Genomic DNA, 19,899 nt, shown 5'->3' on the forward strand with positions numbered 1-19,899 from the left:
TGTACTTTTTCTTAAAACCATGAGGATCCCAAGGATAGGATTATCAATTTTCTTTTGCTTTTGCTTTCCTGAATAGTATAGGATTTGACTCCCATAATATTCATCATCATCCCATAACTTAAGATATAACCATTTAAATAGTGAAATTGTTAGTTCCAGATTTAATTTTGGTCGATTTTCCCCGCCAAATAAATTCACCGTAAACCCCTTCAGGTAATGTAATGGTTGCCTTCACCTTCCTACCTGTTCTTTTATAATCCACGGATATCATTCCCGATGGATGAGGTATTTCGCCCCCAATTTTTTCGATGTTCCCCAAATTTGGGGCTATCCGTACCGTTTTAAAGTTCGGTGAAGCACTTTCTATCCCTAAAATAATCCTGAAAAATTCTATGTTAGGACTTGATCCCCACGCATGGCAATCAGAACGCGTAGTTTCCACTTGGGAAATCTCCGCCCAAGTGGTCAGCCCCAACGCTATATTTTTTCTCCAAACATCCAACCAATCCAGATACTCGTTGCCGTATCCGGCCTCGTTAAGAGCCAGATGTAGATAATAGCTAAAATAGATGGAGGCTGGAGCCAAGGATTTATCGTCCAACAGTGATTTCCCAATGGCCATTTTCTGGTCGGCATCCACTATATCGGCAAGAATGGCCAAAGAATTGGTGTGCTGCGAATACTTGTTCTTTTCCGGGGTATCGGCAAACATTTTCTTGTCCGGGTCCCAATATTTATTTTTGATGGTCTCCGTTAATTGCTCGACCATTGTTGTGTACAGGGTTACGAATTCCTGCTTCCCCAATTCCTTCTCCAGAGCTATCCCATATTGTAGGGCATGGAGCATTTGTAAATCCAAGGCGGCCGATGAACCGTCTTTGGCCATCGGGGCCACTCCCCCTTCCCACTCCGGGACCCAGTCCGTAAAGTTCCATCCGGGAACGTTCTTCAAAGAGCCATCCTCATCCAAATACGTAATGAAATAATTCAGTACCTGTCGAGATCCCATTAACTTCTCTTCAATAAATTCCATATCGCTGCCATACATCATATAATCATAGAGAAGGGCAACATACCAAAGAGAGTAGGTTGGGATTACCTGATCCTGTCTGTCCGGGTACCTGCTCAAGGTAAATCCGTCCGGTTGTCTTGAATAATCAATTAGATTGATGGCATTTTTGATCAACCGATCATCCCCGCTGTTATAAAATGATACAAAATGCTGGATTCTGGTATCTCCTACATATTGTAGCCTTTCATAATATGGACAATCCATATAGGTATCCACAGCACAAAGTCGTGCAGTTCTCCAACCAATTTCCATCATATTGGAAAGTTCTTTCTTATCCGAAATGAGATTTGCCTTCATTTGGAACGGATACCCCGTGAAAGTGCCATAAATATCGTTGATGATCAAGGGCTCTTCCTTTGTCTGAACCCCAACCTCCACATACCTATATGTTCTATAGGTCAAAGAAGTGTATTCTTGATCGGATTTTCCATTGGAAATGATGCTATCCCTTCTTCCTGCCATCGATTTTCCTTCGATAACATTGCGGTTTCCCTTAACTCCTTCGCTATCGAAGAGTCCTTCTGCATATGAAAGGGTAATTATACTATTCTTTCCTCCACTGAACAACAAGGTTAAGTAAGCGTTAGTCAAATGCTCTTGATCCAATAATATTTTGACATTGGAATTGGCCCCTACCTTGATATCCTTGGGTTCAGCTGGAAAAGATGATGGGACTTTCACTCCCTCGGACTTTCTCACCGCTGCCAAACGTTCCGTGGTCAATTCCATTTCCGGTAAGATCGTAGGGGTCAACTGCCAACCTTCTTGATACCGTATTCCACCACCCCTTTGCACCGCCTCAAAAACAGTATCGGGAGCTTGCCAAGAGCCATCATCAAAGCTCTGGGACTTCCAGCCCGTCAATGCCTTGTTCATATCTATAAAATCCCCGGAACCGGCCGCATAGTAGCCTCTTATATCCTGCTTCAAGGGGGTATAACTTTGATCCCTGGTGACTTTCCAGCTAGCATCTGTATCCACTATTTTTTCCAAATCGCCCTCACCTTGTACAAATAATGCAGTTTTATAAGAAAATTGTGCCACCGCTCGCATGTCGGCTTCATTCCAAACTTTTATTGCCAAAATATTTCCACCTGCCCTTAAATGCTCGGCAATATCCAAAGTGTGATAGTTCCAATGCTTAATATCTCCCCAATTGGGGCCTACAGAAACCAAGGTTCCATTCACAAAAAGCTTATATCTGTTATCAGCTGAAATACGTATTGTGAACTCGCTCGGTACGGATTCCAGAGCAAAGTCCTTTCTAAAAAGGAAAGAGCCTGCAGCTTGCGTATCTATTTTTGGCATAGTTATCCAATTTGCCGTCCATTCCGGCTCTGTACTGGGTCTCCGCTGGGCCATTGAAACTAAAGTAGTACATAAAATAAGTAGTGGTAGAAATCTTCTCATATTTTAAATATAAATGATTTGTGCAAGTATCCTCGGGCCTATGTATTTTGGTTTTGAATCCAGTAAAAACACACCATACGTTTCCATGTCTCAGGCCCAATGCAACGATAAGATAAGGTCTAAAGAAAACTATCCCGTTCTGTACTGTTCTGATAAAGAGGTAAGGCCCCCAATATTGGACTACAGGGAGCTCCTTTGAATTACATGGAAAGGGTTTTCCATATATACCCCTTGGTTCTTCAGTATTATTTCAGCAGCTTTTTTACCAAGGTTCTCAAAATCAGTGGAGATTACGGTGATGCCATCCAGAAGCACTTCCTTTAGCGGGGTCTCGTTATATGAAATAATCCCAACATCTTGTCCCAACACAAAATTGGTCCCCTTTATTTTCTTGATCAAAATGACCAAGTCACTTTCCTTAAGGTTAATATAGACAGTTTGCTTTTCAATTTCACCGGATTCAATTTCCTCTATAATTCCAAATTCGTAAGCAAATTGTGCGCAAAACTTTATGAAGCCCTTTTTGATCTCAATTGGATGGTACGTCTTCTTTCTTAATAAGAGTTTGATCTGCCGGTATTTTTTGAGTTTAGGGTTAAGTGCAACCAAAGCTGAATATATGTCCTGCTCAAAATCTTGATAAATGCTGGAAACGGTATTCGCCAGACCATCCAATCTTTTATCGAGTACGATCAGTTTTTCCAAAGGAATTTCATCTTTGATAAAGTTGATCACATCATCACCTCCTTCTTCAAAATGACTGATCACAACATAATGTGTGTAAGTGTAGGATCTTTTCTTGGACTCCAAGATTAGTTCCTTAAAATGTCTGTAATTATTTTCATAGATGAAAAAGTCTATGGTAGCATTGTCTCCCAAAGTTCTGGCAAAAGCATCATAAATAATTTTTTTATGTGCACTCAACTTATTAAAAAGAAGAAAAACTTTTGCTTTCAAGGCCAACTCATCTTCCTTTACATAATAGCCCTTTCCGGGTACGGACTCTATAATTTTGTTCTTCTTCAAGTGGTCGTAAGCCCTTACCACAGTATCGCGGGATATATCATATTCTATTAGCAACTCATTCACGGAAGGCAACCTATCGTCCAATTTGAGCTTGCCATTTTCAATGGCCGCTAAAATGGAATCAACGATTTGTTTGTACTTTGGAACCTTTGATTCCTCCTTTATATCTATCAATTCCAGCATTTTATTAACTTTTACGGTACAGTACAGAACACTTAATAGAAAATGGGTAAGTACATTTACCGACAACAATAATAAAAAAAATACCTGATGGGGATTAAGACTTTTAAACATGTGGATTATTTATGGGACGAAAAAAAGGCCTTGGAACTTGGCGATGACCAAGTGGCTTTGTTCCTATATAGGTCCAATATTTTGGGCTCCGATTTAAGGATTACAAACTACGGTGGAGGAAACACCAGCTGCAAGACAATTGAAAAGGACCCGCTGACCAATGAAGAGGTTGAAGTTATGTGGATTAAAGGATCTGGAGGAGACATTGGTACCCTTACCCGTTCAGGAATTGCCGGACTTTACACAGAACGATTGAGAAACCTGAAAAAAGTCTATAAAGGATTGCATGATGAGGATAGAATGGTGGGACTTTTTAACCATTGCATCTATGATTTGGACAGTAGGGCCCCATCCATTGACACTCCCCTTCATGGATTGCTCCCATTTAAACATATCGATCACCTTCACCCAGATGCACTTATCGCAGTGGCAGCAGCCAAGGACAGTGAAAAAGTGACCAAGGAAATATGGGGCGACACCATGGGCTGGGTCCCATGGCAAAGACCTGGTTTCGACCTGGGCCTCCAGTTGGAAAAATGTCTGAACGAAAACCCAGGTATACGAGGTATTGTTTTAGGAAGCCATGGCCTTTTTACTTGGGGAGACACCTCTTATGATTGTTACATCAACAGTTTAGAGGTCATAGAAATGGCCTCCGAGTATATCGAAAAGAAAATAAAAGAACAGGGAGAAGTTTTTGGCGGTCAAAAAGTGGAATCGTTGCCGGCCGAAGATAGAAAAGAGAAAGCGGCACAGTTGATGCCCCTCCTTCGTGGACTTTGCTCTTCTGAAAACCGCATGATCGGTCATTTTACCGATGCTGATGTGGTGATGGAATATATCAACAGCAACGATTTGGAAAAATTGGCCCCAATGGGGACCTCTTGCCCGGATCACTTTTTAAGAACCAAGATACAACCGTTGGTATTGACTTTGGATGCTGGGGAGGATCTATCCAATGCAGAAGAAGTACTTAAAAAATTGGAGCCTGCCTTTGAACAATACCGAAAAGAATATAAGGAATACTACGAAAACTGTAAGCACGATAACAGTCCAGCGATGAGAGACCCCAACCCTGTCATCATTATTTATCCCGGGGTGGGTATGTTCAGTTTCTCGAAAAACAAGCAAACTACACGAGTGGCCAGTGAATTCTACATCAACGCCATCAATGTGATGCGTGGTGCGGAGGCCATTTCAGCCTATACTTCGTTGCCGAGACAAGAGGCTTTCGATATTGAATATTGGCTATTGGAAGAGGCTAAGTTGCAGCGTATGCCCAAAGAGAAACCACTATCTAGAAAAGTGGCCCTGGTTACCGGCGCCGGTGGGGGAATAGGTAAAGCAATTGCCGATAAACTCGCCGAGCAAGGAGCCAATGTGGTGTTAACGGATATTGCCGAGGACAGATTGAAAGAAGCTGTTGAAACCTACACAAGGGACGTGGCCACTTATGCAGTGTGTGATGTAACAAGTGCCGATTCCATAAGAAAGGCATATAAAGATGCATGTCTGGAATTTGGAGGTGTGGATTTGATTATCCACAGTGCAGGATTGGCCATTTCCAAACCATTGGAAGAAACTACCGAAAAGGATTGGGACTTGCTTCAAAATGTTTTGGTGAAAGGACAGTTCGAACTCTTTAAACAGGGAGTCGATATTATGAACAAACAAGGTTTGGGAGGAGATATTATAAGTATTGCCAGCAAAAATGGTTTAGTTTCAGGACCGAACAATGTAGGCTACGGAACTGCGAAAGCTGCCCAACAACACATGGTACGTTTACTTGCGGCCGAACTCGGCGGCAAAGGAATCCGAGTAAACACGGTAAATCCTGATGGAGTCATCGTAGGCAGCAAAATTTGGGAAGGCGATTGGGCCGAAGGTAGGGCCAAAGCCTACGGCATTGAAGTTGAAGATCTTCCTGCGCATTATGCCAAGAGAAACTTGCTCAACGAAATTATATATCCAGAAGACATCGCCAACGGTGTATTCGCTTTTGTAGGTCTACTGGATAAAAGCACTGGAAACATTATCAATGTGGATGGCGGTATGGCAAATGCCTTCACTAGATAAGGTTTTGAGTTTAGTTATTTTTAATTCAAATTTTCCGCAGGTCTACATATTGGCCTGCGGTTTTTAAAGATTAAATCATCCTATGATTATCAATAAAGAACAAATCGCATCGCATAACCAAATCAACTTTGACAACCATGATCAAAGTTTTGATTTTTTGGCGAACCAGTTGTCCAAAAAAGGCTACGATGTTGAACATATACTCAAGAAAGTCACCGACTTTCAAGTAGCCATTCCAAGTTGGGCCTTGGGTGCAGGCGGAACGCGCTTTGGGAGATTCTCCTATCATGGGGAACCTGGCACTTTGGAACAAAAAATCGAAGATGTCGGAATGATTCATGCGCTAACCCAATCTGCAGGGGCCATTTCACTTCATATTCCTTGGGATGTGCCGGAAGATGCTGAAAAAGTCAAAAAATTGACCAGTGTCCTGGATCTAAAGTTCGATGCAATGAACTCCAACACCTTCCAAGATCAGCCCGATCAAGAGCATTCATATAAATTCGGTTCACTTTGCAGTACCGACGAAAATGCACGCCAACAGGCCATACAGCATAATATAGATGTCATCCGATTAGGAAAAAAATTGGGTTCCAAAAGTCTTACCGTATGGTTGGCGGACGGCTCCAGTTTTCCTGGGCAGAACAATTTCCAGACCGTGCTTAAGAACACCCAGGACAGTCTACAGCAAATCTACAAGACATTGCCCGAGGACTGGAAGCTCTTTATCGAATACAAACCTTACGAACCTTATTTTTACAGCACGGTCATCCAAGATTGGGGAACTTCCTTTATGTTGGCCAACGAATGTGGTCCAAATGCCTATACTTTGGTAGATTTAGGGCATCATCTGCCAAACACCAACATAGAACAAATTGTGGCCACTTTGATGATGAAGGGCAAATTGGGAGGATTCCATTTCAATGACAGCAAATATGGGGACGACGACCTTACCGTTGGAAGCATAAAACCATATTCCCTGTTCTTGATTTTCAACGAACTGGTTTATGGTATGGAGAACAATCCGCAAAACCCCTACCCTGCCTGGATGATAGATGCCAGCCATAACCTAAAAGATCCTTTGGAAGACTTAATGCAATCGTTGGAAGCTATTAGATCTTCCTATGCAAAGGCTCTCTTGGTAGACCAAAAGTCACTTCGTGAAGCACAGAGGAACCATGACGTGTCACAATGTCAAGAAATTCTTCAAGATGCTTACCACACCGATGTAAGACCGTTATTGGAACGTGCTCGAATCTCAAATGGGGGCGCTCTGAATCCATTGGACACGTACAGATATCTTGATATCCGTAAACAATTGATTGACGAGAGAGGCAAACACACCATGGCAACAGGACTGTAACTCATACTTTATATATGGCTAAAGAAGTGATCGCGATTTTTGATATAGGAAAGACCAATAAAAAATTCTTTCTTTTTGACCTTGACTTTAAGGAGGTCCATCGGGATTACACCTATTTGGAACCAATTCAGGACGAAGATGGTCATCCAACAGAAGATGTTGTCAAACTCCAGGACTGGATAAAAGCCACTTTTCACAACATCCTAAAATCCAAGGATTACAAAGTAAATGCCGTAAATTTTTCATCTTACGGTGCCAGTTTTGTGCACTTGGACGACATGGGCAACGTTGTGGCTCCGCTTTACAACTATACCAAGCCCATACCGGAAGAAGTTATCGAACAATTTTACGATACCTACGGTCCGGAAACAACATTTTGCAGGGAAACTGGAACAACAAAGGAAGGTATGCTTAACTCAGGCATCCAATTGTATTGGTTGAAACACCATAAGCCGGAAGTTTTTTCAAAAATCAAATATTCGCTTCATCTACCACAATATCTAAGCTATTTGTTTACAGGAATACCGATCAGTGAATATACCAGTATTGGATGCCATACCGCCCTTTGGAACTACGAAAAACAAGATTATCACGATTGGGTCTACAAAGAGCAGTTGCACAGGGTACTGCCTTCCATTGTAGATACAGGAACCAGTATCAACACGAGTTTGCTGGGGCACAACATAAAAGTCGGTGTTGGTATTCACGATAGCTCATCCGCTCTTTTGCCCTATATAAGAAGTATAGATAAAAAATTCCTACTACTCTCCACAGGCACTTGGAGCATATCCCTAAACCCATTTTCAAAAGAGTTTTTAACGGAAACGGACACCGTTTCCAACTGCATCAATTACATGCGGATAAACGGAGAGCCCGTTAAGGCCGCTAGGTTATTTTTGGGAAACGAGTACAATATCAAAATAAAGGAACTATCGGAGCGCTACGGTGTTGCGAAGGATCATCATAAATCGGTCGATTTTGATTCTGAATTGTACCATCGTCTCAAGGATAATTTTTCACATAAATTCCAATGGTCCAGTCTTGATGTTGGCACTTTGGAAAACCGCTCTCCACTTAAATTTAATTCCTATGAAGAAGCCTATCACCAATTACTGATGGAGCTGGTGGAGTTGCAGATAGATAGCATCCAAAGGGCTATCGGAGAGGAGCCTATTGAGCAATTGTACATCGATGGAGGCTTTGCCAACAATCAAATTTTTGTGGAACTATTGGCACAGGGCTTTAACCATATGAAGGTAAAAACCACCGATGCCTCCCTAGGTTCTGCGCTTGGTGCGGCCATTGTCATATCCAACGTGGAACTGGACCAAAAATTCCTAAAAAAGAATTACGCATTAAAAAAACATAGACCCCTAATCACAAATTAATATGGCCCAAAGTTTCGATACCCGATACCCTTCCGTTGATGACCTTAGGGAAAAAGCCAAGAAAAGAATCCCCCGTTTTGCTTTTGAGTATTTGGATGGCGGCTGCAACGAGGATGTAAATATTAAGCGAAACACCTCCGAAATTAGGGACGTTACGCTAAAACCGACCTATATTAAAGATTTTAAGGGAGCCTCTATCAAGACCAAACTTTTCGGACAGGATTACGATGCACCTTTTGGCGTAGCTCCGGTTGGTCTGCAGGGGTTAATGTGGCCAAATTCGCCAGAAATCCTCGCGAAGGCCGCCCATAAGCACAATGTGCCATTTATTCTGAGTACCGTAACCACTATGGATATAGAACGGGCCAGTGAACTGACCGAAGGTAAGGCTTGGTTTCAGCTGTACAATCCGGCAGAAGATGCTGTAAGGTACGATATCATTGACAGGGCCGCCGCATCTGGCTGCCCCGTTTTGGTATTGTTGTGCGATGTACCCACTTTTGGATACCGCCCGCGTGACTTTAAAAACGGATTGGCATTGCCACCTAAAATGACCATGGCCAATATACTTCAGGTTTTGGGCAAGCCCAGTTGGGCCATGCAGACCTTAAAATATGGCATCCCTACTTTTGAAACTCTAAAACCCTACACCCCGGAAGGACTGAACCTTAAGCAATTGGGCAAGTTTATGGACAAAACTTTTTCCGGTCGTTTGAACGAGGAGCGCATTAAACCGATCAGGGATAGATGGAAAGGTAAGTTGGTGTTAAAAGGTGTCGCTTCCGAAGAAGATACCGAACAAGCAATTCGATTAGGGTTTGATGGCATCATAGTTTCCAATCATGGAGGAAGACAGTTGGATGCCGGTGAATCCACCATTGCCCCATTGACCAGAATCGCTGCCAAATACAAAGATCAAATCACCGTAATGATGGATAGCGGTATGCGCTCAGGGCCCGATATAGCACGTTCCCTTGCACGGGGAGCGGAATTCACGTTCATGGGCCGTTCTTTCATGTACGGTACCGCTGCCATGGGCAATAAGGGTGGTGACCATACCATGACCATCCTTAAGGTACAACTACAGCAAATTATGGATCAATTGTGCTGCGAGAATATCCAAGACCTGCACAGGCACCTGATCTAACAAACTAGCACATAAAAATTAACGAACAAACCAAACCTATATGAGCCAATATAATATTGATGAAGAAGTTGAGGAAATAGCTGGCGGAGAATTTGAAAGACAGCCCGTTCCCCAGTCCAAATTAAAAAGCTGGAAAAGTTTCTTGGGCATGTATGCCGGTGAGCATGCCGCAGGTACCGAATTCGTGATAGGTCCCTTATTCTTGACCACGGGAGTAAGTGCTTTTGACCTTATAGTCGGACTGTTATTGGGAAATCTTTTGGCTGTGCTCAGTTGGAGGTTCTTGACGGCAGAAATAGCCGTAAAGTATCGTCTTACCTTATACTATCAATTGGAAAAAATTGTTGGAAAAAAATTGGTCATTGGATATAATCTGGCCAATGGGATTCTCTTCTGTTTCCTTGCCGGTGCCATGATTACCGTTTCGGCCACGGCAGTTGGAATTCCTTTTGACATGGAAATGCCCAAGTTAACGGATACCATGCCCAACGGTATTACATGGGTCGTTATCGTATTGGTTATCGGGGCCGTAATTTCGTTGATTGCAGCAAAAGGGTACGAGACCGTTTCAAAAGCGGCAAACTATATGTCCCCTATTATTGTATTGGCATTTTTGGCAAGTGGTATCGTGGCATTGCGTGATCTTGATGTAAATAGCTTCTCCGACTTTTGGAACATTTGGGGCGAAGGTGGAGAACCTTTCCCCGGACAGATAAAATATACTTTTTGGCACGTCACCATTTGGTCATGGTTTGCCAATGCTGCGATGCACGTAGGCATGTCCGACTTGTCCGTATTTAGGTTTGCGAAAAAGGCAGGATCAGGTTGGACCACTGCAGCGGGAATGTACGTAGGACACTATATGGCGTGGATTGCGGCAGCATTACTTTATGCTGTTTACCTTAAATCCCCAGAAGCTCAGGCCGCTTTGGCCGGGGGTAATGCACCAAATGTTGCTCCCGGACCATTGGCCTATAATGCTTTGGGCATTTTTGGTGCCATTGCCGTGGTCTTGGCTGGATGGACAACGGCCAATCCGACTATTTATCGGGCCGGACTGGCTTTTCAGGCCATTATTCCTAAAACATCCACATTTTGGGTAACCATTATTGCCGGTAGCGTGGCGACCCTTGCAGGGCTTTTCCCTGCCTTTGCAATGAAACTATTGGATTTTGTGGCGCTGTACGGTTTTATTTTGGCCCCAATGGGCGCGATTATAGTTTTTGAGCACTTCTATGGAAAAAAGGTCAACATCATAATAAATTATGCCGAAAAAATGAACGTGAAGTTCAACAGGGCCGTATTCTGGGCCTGGGCCATAAGTTTTGGACTATGTTATTTCATCTCCGTCACTTTTGATGTCTTTTTATCCTTCATGACGCTACCTGCTTGGTTGCTGTGTGGGACATTGTTCTTGTTATTGTCCAAAAAGAACCGTCAAACCAGCGAATCTTAACTAAAGATATACCAGAGGTTATAGGTCAACCGACCATAACCTCATTTTTTAAATTTATAGATATACGGGGCCCTATTCTGTGCCCCTGTATATTTTTTGCCAAGTCGTTCCAATACGTCAAGCCCCAATATCTTCTTTTGGAAATTGTTCATGGGGAATTCCTTATCATAAATGGCCTCGTATAATTCCTTGATTTCCCTCATGGTAAACTCCTCAGGAAGTAGATTGAACCCTATCAACTTCTCATCAAGGTTTTGACGCAGCGATTTATGGGCCTCTTCAACAATCTCATTATGGTCATGCGTCATATTGGGAAGATCCTCTATGCTGACCCATTTTAGAAACTCCTCGAACTCTCCTATTTTTGGGTCCACCTTGTTCAAATCCACCAAGGCATAATAACCGATACAGACAAAACGGCTTGTTACCCAGTCTATGGCTTCGTCATCAAATTTCTTTGCGGCAAAATCCCGAAGTCCTGCCCTTACCACTTCCCTATATTCACTTCCGATGATTCTATCAGGACTTCCGAAAGCTCTAAACTGCTCTAAATATATATTGTCCAGTCCAGTTCTCTCCATTAAAATACGTGAAGCTGCCTGATCAATACTTTCCGTTTGGAGAATAAACCCCCCCGGTAGACTCCATAAATCCTCGCCATAACTCAATTTTGAGATTAACACCTTCAATTCGTTATTATTATATCCGAAAATCACACAGTCGATCGAAAGTTGTGCGATATAATCTTCTTTTCGAAACTCTCCCATAATCGTTCTATTAACACAACTATAAATACAAGCATTCACAGCTGTTTAAATATCGTTGTAAACTAATTAAAGTAACAACACAAACCTATTATCTTTTATTGAGAAAATAATATATATATTTATCATGCACACAAAACTAAACAAAGTAATCATGAAGCATTTTTTTCAACTTCGGGAATACGCTTTGGGCAATATACTGCATCTGTTCCAAAGGTATTTCCTGTTTTTTCTTGGGCTTCTTATAAGTTCATCCATGCATTCCCAGAACGATTCCATTGCCATCATCAAATTATTGGAAAAGGAAGGGCTTACTTGGCGTATGGGCGATAAAAAGGCCCATGCGGATTGTTGGATGGAACGACCCTACAGTCGCATATTGGTATCCACTGCGGATGGTCGAACCATCGATGTCCCAACAAAGACCATTATTGACCCACCGTCCAGCATGATAGGAAAGGGAGGATTTGCCTTCCATACCAACCATAAAATGAGGATTGATAAAAATATCGCATGGGTGGCCCACGATGAAGTTTCGGTTGGTACCGATGGCAAAGAAACTCTATCCAACGAAGTCCGGTTTCTGGAAAAATTTGATGGCGATTGGAAATTGGTAGGGCAATCCAATCATTTTTATGATCATCCCCCAGAAAATAAAATCGATACCACCAGTTACATTCAAACAGTGGACATTGAAACCGGTAGAATCGAGACGGTTCTAACTATTGACGACCACTTTGAAGCCCCAAACTGGCATCCTGATAATTATCTGATAGTCAACAGTAAAGGAAAACTATATACATTGGACCTAAAAACAAAGGATTTAGAGCTATTGGATACCGGTTTTGCCGATCAGAACAATAACGACCACGGTATTTCCCCAGATAACCAATGGTTGGCCATAAGTCATAATGATGTAACAGACCCCTCACCAAAGTCCTATAAATCGGCCATTTATGTGCTGCCCATTGAAGGTGGCAAACCTAGAAGGGTCACCTCTGAGGTGATGTCCTTTTGGCATGGTTGGTCTCCCGATGGAAAACGATTGGCCTATTGTGCCGAGCGAAACGGCAATTATGATGTGTACTCCATTAGCGTTGATGGTGGCAAGGAAAAAAGATTGACCACGGCCGAAGGACTTGATGATGGCCCCGAGTATTCTCCCGATGGAAAATATATTTATTACAACTCGTACAAATCCGGACATATGCAGATTTGGCGCATGCGGACCAACAGCAAAAAACAGGAACAATTGACCTTTGATGAAAACTCGAACTGGTTTCCGCACCCATCTCCGGATGGAAAATGGATTGTGTATATTGCATACACGTCTGACCAAAAACAGAACCATTTATTCGGGAAGCAGGTCAAACTAAGGCTTATGAATATTGAAGCAAAGAAAATCAAGGATATTACACCTGTATTTTTCGGTGGACAGGGTACCATAAATGTGCCCTCTTGGAGTCCGGACAGTAAAAAATTGGCCTTTGTGAGCTATTCCGTCAACTAAACCATACATATTATATCAAAGCACATGAAAAACAACGATCAGAACAAACGACGAAAGTTTCTACGGCAAATTGGAGCCACTACCCTGGCTTCCGCCGCTACCCCATTTGCTTCTTTTGCTGCCCAAGAAAAAGCAGAGGAGAGAATCTTGAGATACAACAGGACATTCTCCAACAACGATACTGTAAGAATCGGTGTCATCGGATACGGTGTACAGGGCCATTTTGATTTAAGGACCGCCCTACAGGTTCCCGGTGTTGAGCTTGCTGGTATCTGTGATATTTACAAAAGTAGATTGACTCGTGCCCAAGAGGAATTTGGAAAAGATTTATTCGTAACCCGAAGCTACAAGGAACTTCTGGCCAAGGATGATATTGATGCCGTTCTGATATGCACCACCGATGTATGGCACTCCCAAATTACATTGGATGCCCTTGCCAAAGGCAAACATATTTACTTGGAAAAACCGATGATGCACAAAATTGAGGAAGGTTACCCAATGATGAAAGCCGCGGAAAAATCCGGAAAAGTATTTCAGGTGGGCAGTCAACGAGTGAGCAGCGTTGGATATGCAAAGGCCAAAGAGCTTTTGGCTGCCGGTGAAATCGGTGACCTAAATATGGTTCAGGCAGCTTGGGACCGCCAAAGTTCCATTGGTGCTTGGGAATATACCATCCCGGATGATGCCAGTCCAGAAACTACCGATTGGGATACCTTTACCGAGGTGACGGACAAAATGGAATTTGACGCCAAAAAATTCTTTTGGTGGAGAGCTTATAAAGAGTTTGGTACGGGTGTAGCCGGGGACCTATATATCCATTTGTTGAGCGGAACCCACTTTATCACCAATTCCAAAGGACCGGAAAGCATCTACAGTACCGGACAGTTCAGCTATTGGAACGATGGCAGAAACATGCCCGATGTTATGTCCGGGGTAATGCAATACCCAAAAAGTGAAGAGCACCCGGCATTTCAATTAAACCTTCGGGTAAACTTTATCAGTGGTACGGGAGGTCAGGAAGTAATCCAGTTGATAGGTTCTGAGGGCACCATTACCATCGACCGTAATGATATTATTGTAAGTTACAGCAAAATGCCTGAGGCTCCAGGTTTTGGAGGATACGATTCCGTATTTACTTTTCCAGAGGCTATGCAAGAACGCATGAAGACCGAATACAACGCCAAATGGACCGAGGCACAGCAAAAAAGACATCCGAAAGGTGATGTAATCCATAAAGCACCTGAGGGATATAGTGACCATTTGGACCATTTCACCAATTTCTTCGATGCCATAAGGGATGGTAAAGAAGTAGTTGAAGATGCCGAATTTGGCTTTAGGGCCGCAGCACCTGCACTAGCTTGTAACACGAGCTATTTTGATAAGAAAATCATACAATGGGATCCCACAAAAATGAAATTGGTATAAAATAATTTCCCACCATCTTTTGGAAGGAAAAAGGAGACAATAAGTTAATTTTTCATTGGTATATCCGATTGTTTTATCATTGTTTGGGCTAGCTTATTGTCTCCACCAAAAGTTATGGTTATGCTAAAACCTTGACGAGTATTTGTTGTTTTTATACTTATTGATATATTTACATGTTTCAATATATTATAGCATTTTGAACTTAAAACAAATAGAACGGATTTCGAAAGCGCTCAGTGATGTTAATCGCCTAAAGATTGTCCAAGCCATACAGTCCTGCGATGGTAAACTTGAATGTAGTACCATTACAGCGTCCTTGAACCTTTCACAACCATCGGTTAGCCATCATATCAAAAAATTAGTGGACGCCGACTTAATAGAACCACAAAAAGAAGGTAGGTTCTACTTTTACACGCTCAACCACGAGGTTATGGACAATTATTTGTCGACACTCAAAAAGCTATAATTTTTTTATTTCAACAATATATCGATACATATAAATATATGGATTCAAAAAAAATTGCTTACTCCATTTTGGAACTGGCCGTACTTCCCAAAGGAAGCACCATCAACCAAGTCTATAAAAATACGGTAGCCCTGGCCCAAAAAGCGGAAGAGTTGGGCTATGAAAGAATGTGGTTTGCAGAGCACCACAACATGCCCGCGATTACCAGTAGCGCACCCGAAATTTTAATTGGCCATGTAGCAGAGGCCACCACCAGTCTGCGCTTGGGCTCTGGAGGCATAATGCTGCCCAACCACTCCCCTTTTGTTGTTGCCGAACGTTTTGGAACACTGGCAAACCTATACCCAAATCGTATTGACCTTGGTCTGGGTAGGGCTCCCGGTACCGACCAACCTACCGCACATGCCATAAATCCTGGTTTTATAGAAGCCACTCATTCCTTTCCCAAGGATATTGAACAGATTCAAAACTATTTTTCGAACGACAACAAAACTTCAAAAATCAGGGTGCCATTGGCTGAAGGATTGAATGTGCCCATCTATATTTTGGGCTCAAGCACCAGTAGCGCCAGATTGGCCGCCCAGAAAGGTTTGCCCTATGCCTTTGCTAGTCATTTTGCAACGGCACAGCTCTTCAATGCCTTGGAAATTTATAGAGACCAGTTTCAACCATCTGAAGCTTTACAAAAACCTTATGTAATTGCCGGTATCAACGCAGTGGTTGCGGATACGGATGAGCAGGCCGAACGTTTATATACTTCTGCGCTAAGGATGGTCATTAATATATTATCCGGCACGCAAACACAGTTTATAGAACCTCCTACGCAGATGAGCACCAGTCTAAAGGAAGTAAGACAACACCCGGCCATTATGCAAATGACCCGCTACAGTTTTGTTGGGAGCAAAGAAACCGTAAAAAAACAGGTGGAAGAATTTATTGGGCAAACCCAGGTCGATGAAATAATTGTTTCATCCATGATGTATGATAGCGATGACCGTATAAAATCGGCTGGATTGTTCGCAGAAATCATGAAGGAAATCAATAAAAGCACTAAAGTTGCCAAAACATCTTCCTTGTAGTTTACCAAAAAGTGTAGTCAAGAATTGAAACCAACTTTTAAAATCACGCATGGAAACCCGTTTGTCAAGCATCCATAGCCAACTTCCCCAAAGGGCCGTATGAAAAAATCAATCAAAATTGACAAATTTGTGGTAGGTATAATCCTAGTAATAGTTTTGGCCTACTTTTTTCCAGGTCTTGCTAGTAGAGAGAGTGCGGTTCCTTTAGATACTATTTCAGGAATCGGGGTATCGCTCATTTTCTTTTTTTATGGACTAAAACTCAATCCCGAAAAAATAAGGCACGGATTAAAAAATTGGCGTTTGCACATTTTGGTGCAATCCTTCGTGTTCCTAATTTTCCCATTATTGGTGATAGTTTTCTACCCACTGTTCAAGTCGGGCGATTATTTACATATCTGGCTTGCATTCTTGTTTATGGCCTCCCTCCCCTCTACCGTATCCTCCTCGGTGGTGATGGTGTCCATTGCAAAGGGGAATATTCCCGCGGCAATTTTCAATGCGAGCATATCGGGGTTGATCGGTATTGTGGTAACGCCATTGTGGATGGGCATTTTCTTGGAACATCAATCAGGTGATTTTAGCCTCATGGATGTCTATACAAGTTTGATGTTACAGATTTTATGGCCCGTATTTCTTGGATTGTTACTACATCGATATTTGGGCGGGTTTGCCACACGATATAGTAGTTATCTGACCCTTTTTGATAAGTTGGTGATTCTATTGATCATATATAAAAGTTTTGTGCACTCTTTTGAAGATGGAATCTTTGACTCAGTGAAATTGGAACAGCTGGCCCTGATCTACTCAGGGGTACTTGCCCTATTCTTCTTGGTCTTCTTCATCATAGGCCGGGTTTCCAAACTACTGAAGTTTTCAACAGAGGACACTATTACAGCACAGTTTTGCGGCACCAAAAAATCCTTGGTACATGGAACCGTTTTCTCGAGCATCCTATTTCCCGCTTCTTTTTCGATAGGGATAATTTTATTGCCGTTGATGCTTTTTCACGTGACACAGATTTTCATCATCAGTATTGTTGCCAGTAAAGTCTCCAAACGTGATGATACAGGGGAAATAGTCACCTCTAATCAATAAAGCAAATAGAACGGCAAGACGTAACAACGACCATTTTTGGCAAACAAGCTGCCATTTAATCAATGGAGTCTTGATTTGTGGAATCAGTCTTTATGGCGGCACTATCTTTTGTTTTATTGGATTCGGACCATTCCTTGTACTTTTCCATACTTTCATTTTGGGTCTCTTTGACCTCCTTAAGTTCTTCTCCTTCTTTTGGATGATTCAATTTTTTTTCCCGGCAGGAAGTGGCAAGAGCCATCAAGAGAGCTAATGCTAGCAATAAACCATACTTCTTCATCATTATGTTTTTTTAAGATTGTACAGAAAAATAATATGTCTTTTTCTTGGACATGGTTCTTATCCGTTCGAAAATTGTCTTGATTCAAATAACCACATAAACTACTGTTAGTCAATTAGAAATGGATCAATTTTTTCTTGGAAAAAGCAAATACCCACCTTCAATCCCCAGTATCTTGAAAGTGGAAAAAGAGCTGGATGTTTCCAGTTTTATTTTAAAAAGAAATATTAATAAAAAACACACATTATGAAAACTTTGAAAACAATAACCGTATTGGCAACTTTTTTTGTTGCTTTCGGAACTTTTGCCCAAAACAGTAAGGACAAACAAATTATTGAAGATGCCAAAAAGGCTAAAAAACAGCTCATTGCAAAAGATGCTGGACTTAAAAAATTCTTTGAGACATCCACAGGTTATGTAATTTTCCCAAATGTTGGTGAAGGTGGTTTTATTTTAGGTGGTGCTTCGGGAAACGGAGTGGTATATGAGAACGGGAAAAAAGTAGGAATGGCCGACATGAAAAAGATTGATGTTGGGCTCCAAGCAGGAGGCCAGGCTTTGACCGAGGTTATCTTTTTTGAAACCGAAGACGCATTAAACGAGTTTAAAACCGGAAGTTATGCTTTTTCGGGAGACCTTTCTGCCATTGCCGTAAAATCCGGAGTCTCCAAAAGCGCAGATTATGACGATGGGGTTGTAGTATTTGCCATGCCTAAAGCGGGACTTATGGCAGATGCCTCTATCGGTGGCCAAAAATTTGAATATGTTCCTTTTCAATAGGATTTAAGGTATAGCTAACAAAAAAGGTCGGTATTTCTACCGACCTTTTTTTTATTACCTAAAATCAAACCTTATGGTTTGACCTTGACATCCGAATATACGTTCTATAAGTTTACAAATCCCTTTTCACTGGAAGACACATTGCTTTCCCCTGCTTCAAAGAAGGGCACCAACTTACTGTTCTCGTTATCCCAGAAAAAGGCATTTTCCATATTAACGCTGATGAGTGTAAGGTCGGGGTCGTCCTTACCTTCGAACCAATTGAGCAAATGATGGTTCCATAGTTCCTCTTTTTTCTGTTCGGCTATAATGTGTGTTGCATTTCCAAAAATGGACAAGTATTGCTGCTTGTTATCATCGTTGTAGATTATCTGAACCCGATTATCTTCCTCGATATCCTTAAAAAGTCCACTATCCTTGGAAACAAAGAACCAAAGGTCTCCTTTTTCATCCATTTGTTGGACGGTCATCGGGCAGACCGAAAATGGTATGGTATTTAAATTACTGGCCATCATCACAGTTTTCTGTTCATCAATCAAAGTCCTCACTTTTCTGAGGCCTTCTTCATTTTTCATATAATTTCTCTTGTTCATCGTTTTTGTTTTTATGTATTATTGATTCAGTTATATCATCCGGCCGAGAAGTGTTCTTACTATATTTTCATCTACTGGCCCTACTCTGACCATCATCTACTTTAGTTTGATGATTGCATTTGGATGATTTCATAAATCTAACCGAAATACAACTGTTGGCTTTGCTCATTAGATAATATGTTGGACGTAATCAAATAAATCGTAATATTCCCATTCACGATTCAACATACTCATATTCATTATGTTGCCCACACACATCCACCATATACGGCAACCTTTCAACCATTAATGTCAAAGAATGCGTCGTCTGTGCTTTATATTAATATTGATGATGAACGGTGCCTGGGAAACGGTACCATTAAAATGAACTTTTAACCTTTAAAAAGATAACTATGAGTATTGCAGATAAAAGAAAATTTAAACGAAAAGTAAAACAGAATAATCCAACAAACCCTACCGGGAACACCAATATTGATACGAATAAATTTGATATTGATGAGAATACCATTAAAGAACAGCAGAATAAAGAATAATAAAAATAACTGCAGTGGATTAAGAAAAAAAGCTCTCGTAAAAGAGAGCTTTTTTAATGATAATAAGTCCCGCAAGGAAACTATACTAATAAATGGATAACATAATTATGTTATGAATATATAGAGATACAACACTAAT

General features: G+C 41.7%; 17 protein-coding genes. 12 read left to right on the top strand and 5 right to left on the bottom strand.

Going from position 1 to position 19,899, the window contains the following annotated elements:
• Positions 1–133: 133 nt before the first annotated feature.
• Both J0656_RS05455 and J0656_RS05460 read right to left on the bottom strand, forming a co-directional pair.
• On the bottom strand, positions 134–2,380 hold the full coding sequence (locus tag J0656_RS05455) for an alpha-L-rhamnosidase-related protein (RefSeq protein WP_237688853.1): 2,247 nt from the start codon (positions 2,378–2,380) through the stop codon (positions 134–136).
• A 282-nt stretch (positions 2,381–2,662) separates the two neighbouring features.
• Positions 2,663–3,691: a GntR family transcriptional regulator gene (locus J0656_RS05460; RefSeq protein WP_207032099.1), complete on the bottom strand. Its 1,029-nt coding sequence runs from the start codon at positions 3,689–3,691 to the stop codon at positions 2,663–2,665.
• 87 nt (positions 3,692–3,778) lie between these two features.
• On the opposite strand from J0656_RS05460, the gene J0656_RS05465 reads away from it, so the two are divergent.
• The 5 genes from J0656_RS05465 to J0656_RS05485 all read left to right on the top strand — a co-directional run bounded on the left by J0656_RS05465 (position 3,779) and on the right by J0656_RS05485 (position 11,232).
• Positions 3,779–5,878 (top strand): bifunctional aldolase/short-chain dehydrogenase, encoded by a 2,100-nt coding sequence (locus J0656_RS05465; RefSeq protein WP_207032100.1) that lies wholly within the window; start codon positions 3,779–3,781, stop codon positions 5,876–5,878.
• An 82-nt stretch (positions 5,879–5,960) separates the two neighbouring features.
• The gene (locus J0656_RS05470; RefSeq protein ID WP_207032101.1) at positions 5,961–7,241 is read left to right on the top strand and encodes a sugar isomerase; all 1,281 of its coding nucleotides are present in this window, start codon (positions 5,961–5,963) and stop codon (positions 7,239–7,241) included.
• Between the two features lie 14 nt (positions 7,242–7,255).
• Positions 7,256–8,629 carry an FGGY-family carbohydrate kinase gene (locus J0656_RS05475; protein ID WP_207032103.1) on the top strand — a complete coding sequence of 458 codons (1,374 nt, stop codon included), beginning with the start codon at positions 7,256–7,258 and terminating at the stop codon, positions 8,627–8,629.
• Position 8,630: 1 nt separating this feature from the next.
• Complete coding sequence (locus J0656_RS05480) at positions 8,631–9,776, top strand: alpha-hydroxy acid oxidase (RefSeq protein WP_207032105.1); 1,146 nt, start codon at positions 8,631–8,633, stop codon at positions 9,774–9,776.
• A gap of 40 nt (positions 9,777–9,816) precedes the next feature.
• Positions 9,817–11,232 carry a purine-cytosine permease family protein gene (locus J0656_RS05485; RefSeq protein ID WP_207032107.1) on the top strand — a complete coding sequence of 472 codons (1,416 nt, stop codon included), beginning with the start codon at positions 9,817–9,819 and terminating at the stop codon, positions 11,230–11,232.
• A gap of 41 nt (positions 11,233–11,273) precedes the next feature.
• Here the strand turns inward: J0656_RS05485 and J0656_RS05490 are convergent, their stop codons facing one another.
• Positions 11,274–11,999 (bottom strand): NUDIX hydrolase, encoded by a 726-nt coding sequence (locus J0656_RS05490; protein WP_207032109.1) that lies wholly within the window; start codon positions 11,997–11,999, stop codon positions 11,274–11,276.
• A 151-nt stretch (positions 12,000–12,150) separates the two neighbouring features.
• Between J0656_RS05490 and J0656_RS05495 the strand changes: the two genes are divergently transcribed.
• The 5 genes from J0656_RS05495 (at position 12,151) to J0656_RS05515 (ending at position 17,574) form a co-directional block, all read left to right on the top strand.
• Positions 12,151–13,506, top strand: a complete 1,356-nt coding sequence (locus J0656_RS05495) for a TolB family protein (protein ID WP_207032111.1) — start codon at positions 12,151–12,153, stop codon at positions 13,504–13,506.
• A gap of 24 nt (positions 13,507–13,530) precedes the next feature.
• Entirely contained in the window at positions 13,531–14,931 is a 1,401-nt protein-coding gene (locus J0656_RS05500) for a Gfo/Idh/MocA family protein (RefSeq protein WP_207032112.1), read from the top strand.
• 196 nt (positions 14,932–15,127) lie between these two features.
• Complete coding sequence (locus J0656_RS05505) at positions 15,128–15,397, top strand: ArsR/SmtB family transcription factor (protein ID WP_207032114.1); 270 nt, start codon at positions 15,128–15,130, stop codon at positions 15,395–15,397.
• A 38-nt stretch (positions 15,398–15,435) separates the two neighbouring features.
• Positions 15,436–16,476 carry an LLM class flavin-dependent oxidoreductase gene (locus J0656_RS05510; protein WP_207032116.1) on the top strand — a complete coding sequence of 347 codons (1,041 nt, stop codon included), beginning with the start codon at positions 15,436–15,438 and terminating at the stop codon, positions 16,474–16,476.
• A gap of 99 nt (positions 16,477–16,575) precedes the next feature.
• Positions 16,576–17,574: a bile acid:sodium symporter family protein gene (locus J0656_RS05515; RefSeq protein ID WP_207032117.1), complete on the top strand. Its 999-nt coding sequence runs from the start codon at positions 16,576–16,578 to the stop codon at positions 17,572–17,574.
• 55 nt (positions 17,575–17,629) lie between these two features.
• Here the strand turns inward: J0656_RS05515 and J0656_RS05520 are convergent, their stop codons facing one another.
• Entirely contained in the window at positions 17,630–17,857 is a 228-nt protein-coding gene (locus J0656_RS05520; RefSeq protein WP_207032120.1) for a hypothetical protein, read from the bottom strand.
• Between the two features lie 243 nt (positions 17,858–18,100).
• Here J0656_RS05520 and J0656_RS05525 point away from each other — a divergent pair, with 243 nt between their 5' ends.
• A complete protein-coding gene (locus J0656_RS05525; RefSeq protein ID WP_207032121.1) occupies positions 18,101–18,634 on the top strand; it encodes a lipid-binding SYLF domain-containing protein in 534 nt (177 codons plus the stop codon).
• A gap of 104 nt (positions 18,635–18,738) precedes the next feature.
• Here J0656_RS05525 and J0656_RS05530 read toward each other — a convergent pair whose 3' ends face one another.
• Positions 18,739–19,227 (bottom strand): pyridoxamine 5'-phosphate oxidase family protein, encoded by a 489-nt coding sequence (locus J0656_RS05530; protein ID WP_207032123.1) that lies wholly within the window; start codon positions 19,225–19,227, stop codon positions 18,739–18,741.
• Positions 19,228–19,619: 392 nt separating this feature from the next.
• Between J0656_RS05530 and J0656_RS05535 the strand changes: the two genes are divergently transcribed.
• Positions 19,620–19,760: a hypothetical protein gene (locus J0656_RS05535; protein ID WP_207032125.1), complete on the top strand. Its 141-nt coding sequence runs from the start codon at positions 19,620–19,622 to the stop codon at positions 19,758–19,760.
• Positions 19,761–19,899: the final 139 nt, after the last annotated feature.

It is taken from the genome of Flagellimonas aurea (genome assembly GCF_017313785.1).
In the GTDB taxonomy this organism is placed as follows: Bacteria; Bacteroidota; Bacteroidia; order Flavobacteriales; family Flavobacteriaceae; genus Flagellimonas; species Flagellimonas aurea.

Coding starts and splice junctions, on each gene's coding strand:
- J0656_RS05455 (WP_237688853.1), bottom strand. CDS start 2,380: ATGCCAAAAATAGATACGCAAGCTGCAGGCTCTTTCCTTTTTAGAAAG.
- J0656_RS05460 (WP_207032099.1), bottom strand. CDS start 3,691: ATGCTGGAATTGATAGATATAAAGGAGGAATCAAAGGTTCCAAAGTAC.
- J0656_RS05465 (WP_207032100.1), top strand. CDS start 3,779: ATGGGGATTAAGACTTTTAAACATGTGGATTATTTATGGGACGAAAAA.
- J0656_RS05470 (WP_207032101.1), top strand. CDS start 5,961: ATGATTATCAATAAAGAACAAATCGCATCGCATAACCAAATCAACTTT.
- J0656_RS05475 (WP_207032103.1), top strand. CDS start 7,256: ATGGCTAAAGAAGTGATCGCGATTTTTGATATAGGAAAGACCAATAAA.
- J0656_RS05480 (WP_207032105.1), top strand. CDS start 8,631: ATGGCCCAAAGTTTCGATACCCGATACCCTTCCGTTGATGACCTTAGG.
- J0656_RS05485 (WP_207032107.1), top strand. CDS start 9,817: ATGAGCCAATATAATATTGATGAAGAAGTTGAGGAAATAGCTGGCGGA.
- J0656_RS05490 (WP_207032109.1), bottom strand. CDS start 11,999: ATGGGAGAGTTTCGAAAAGAAGATTATATCGCACAACTTTCGATCGAC.
- J0656_RS05495 (WP_207032111.1), top strand. CDS start 12,151: ATGAAGCATTTTTTTCAACTTCGGGAATACGCTTTGGGCAATATACTG.
- J0656_RS05500 (WP_207032112.1), top strand. CDS start 13,531: ATGAAAAACAACGATCAGAACAAACGACGAAAGTTTCTACGGCAAATT.
- J0656_RS05510 (WP_207032116.1), top strand. CDS start 15,436: ATGGATTCAAAAAAAATTGCTTACTCCATTTTGGAACTGGCCGTACTT.
- J0656_RS05515 (WP_207032117.1), top strand. CDS start 16,576: ATGAAAAAATCAATCAAAATTGACAAATTTGTGGTAGGTATAATCCTA.
- J0656_RS05520 (WP_207032120.1), bottom strand. CDS start 17,857: ATGATGAAGAAGTATGGTTTATTGCTAGCATTAGCTCTCTTGATGGCT.
- J0656_RS05525 (WP_207032121.1), top strand. CDS start 18,101: ATGAAAACTTTGAAAACAATAACCGTATTGGCAACTTTTTTTGTTGCT.
- J0656_RS05530 (WP_207032123.1), bottom strand. CDS start 19,227: ATGAACAAGAGAAATTATATGAAAAATGAAGAAGGCCTCAGAAAAGTG.
- J0656_RS05535 (WP_207032125.1), top strand. CDS start 19,620: ATGAGTATTGCAGATAAAAGAAAATTTAAACGAAAAGTAAAACAGAAT.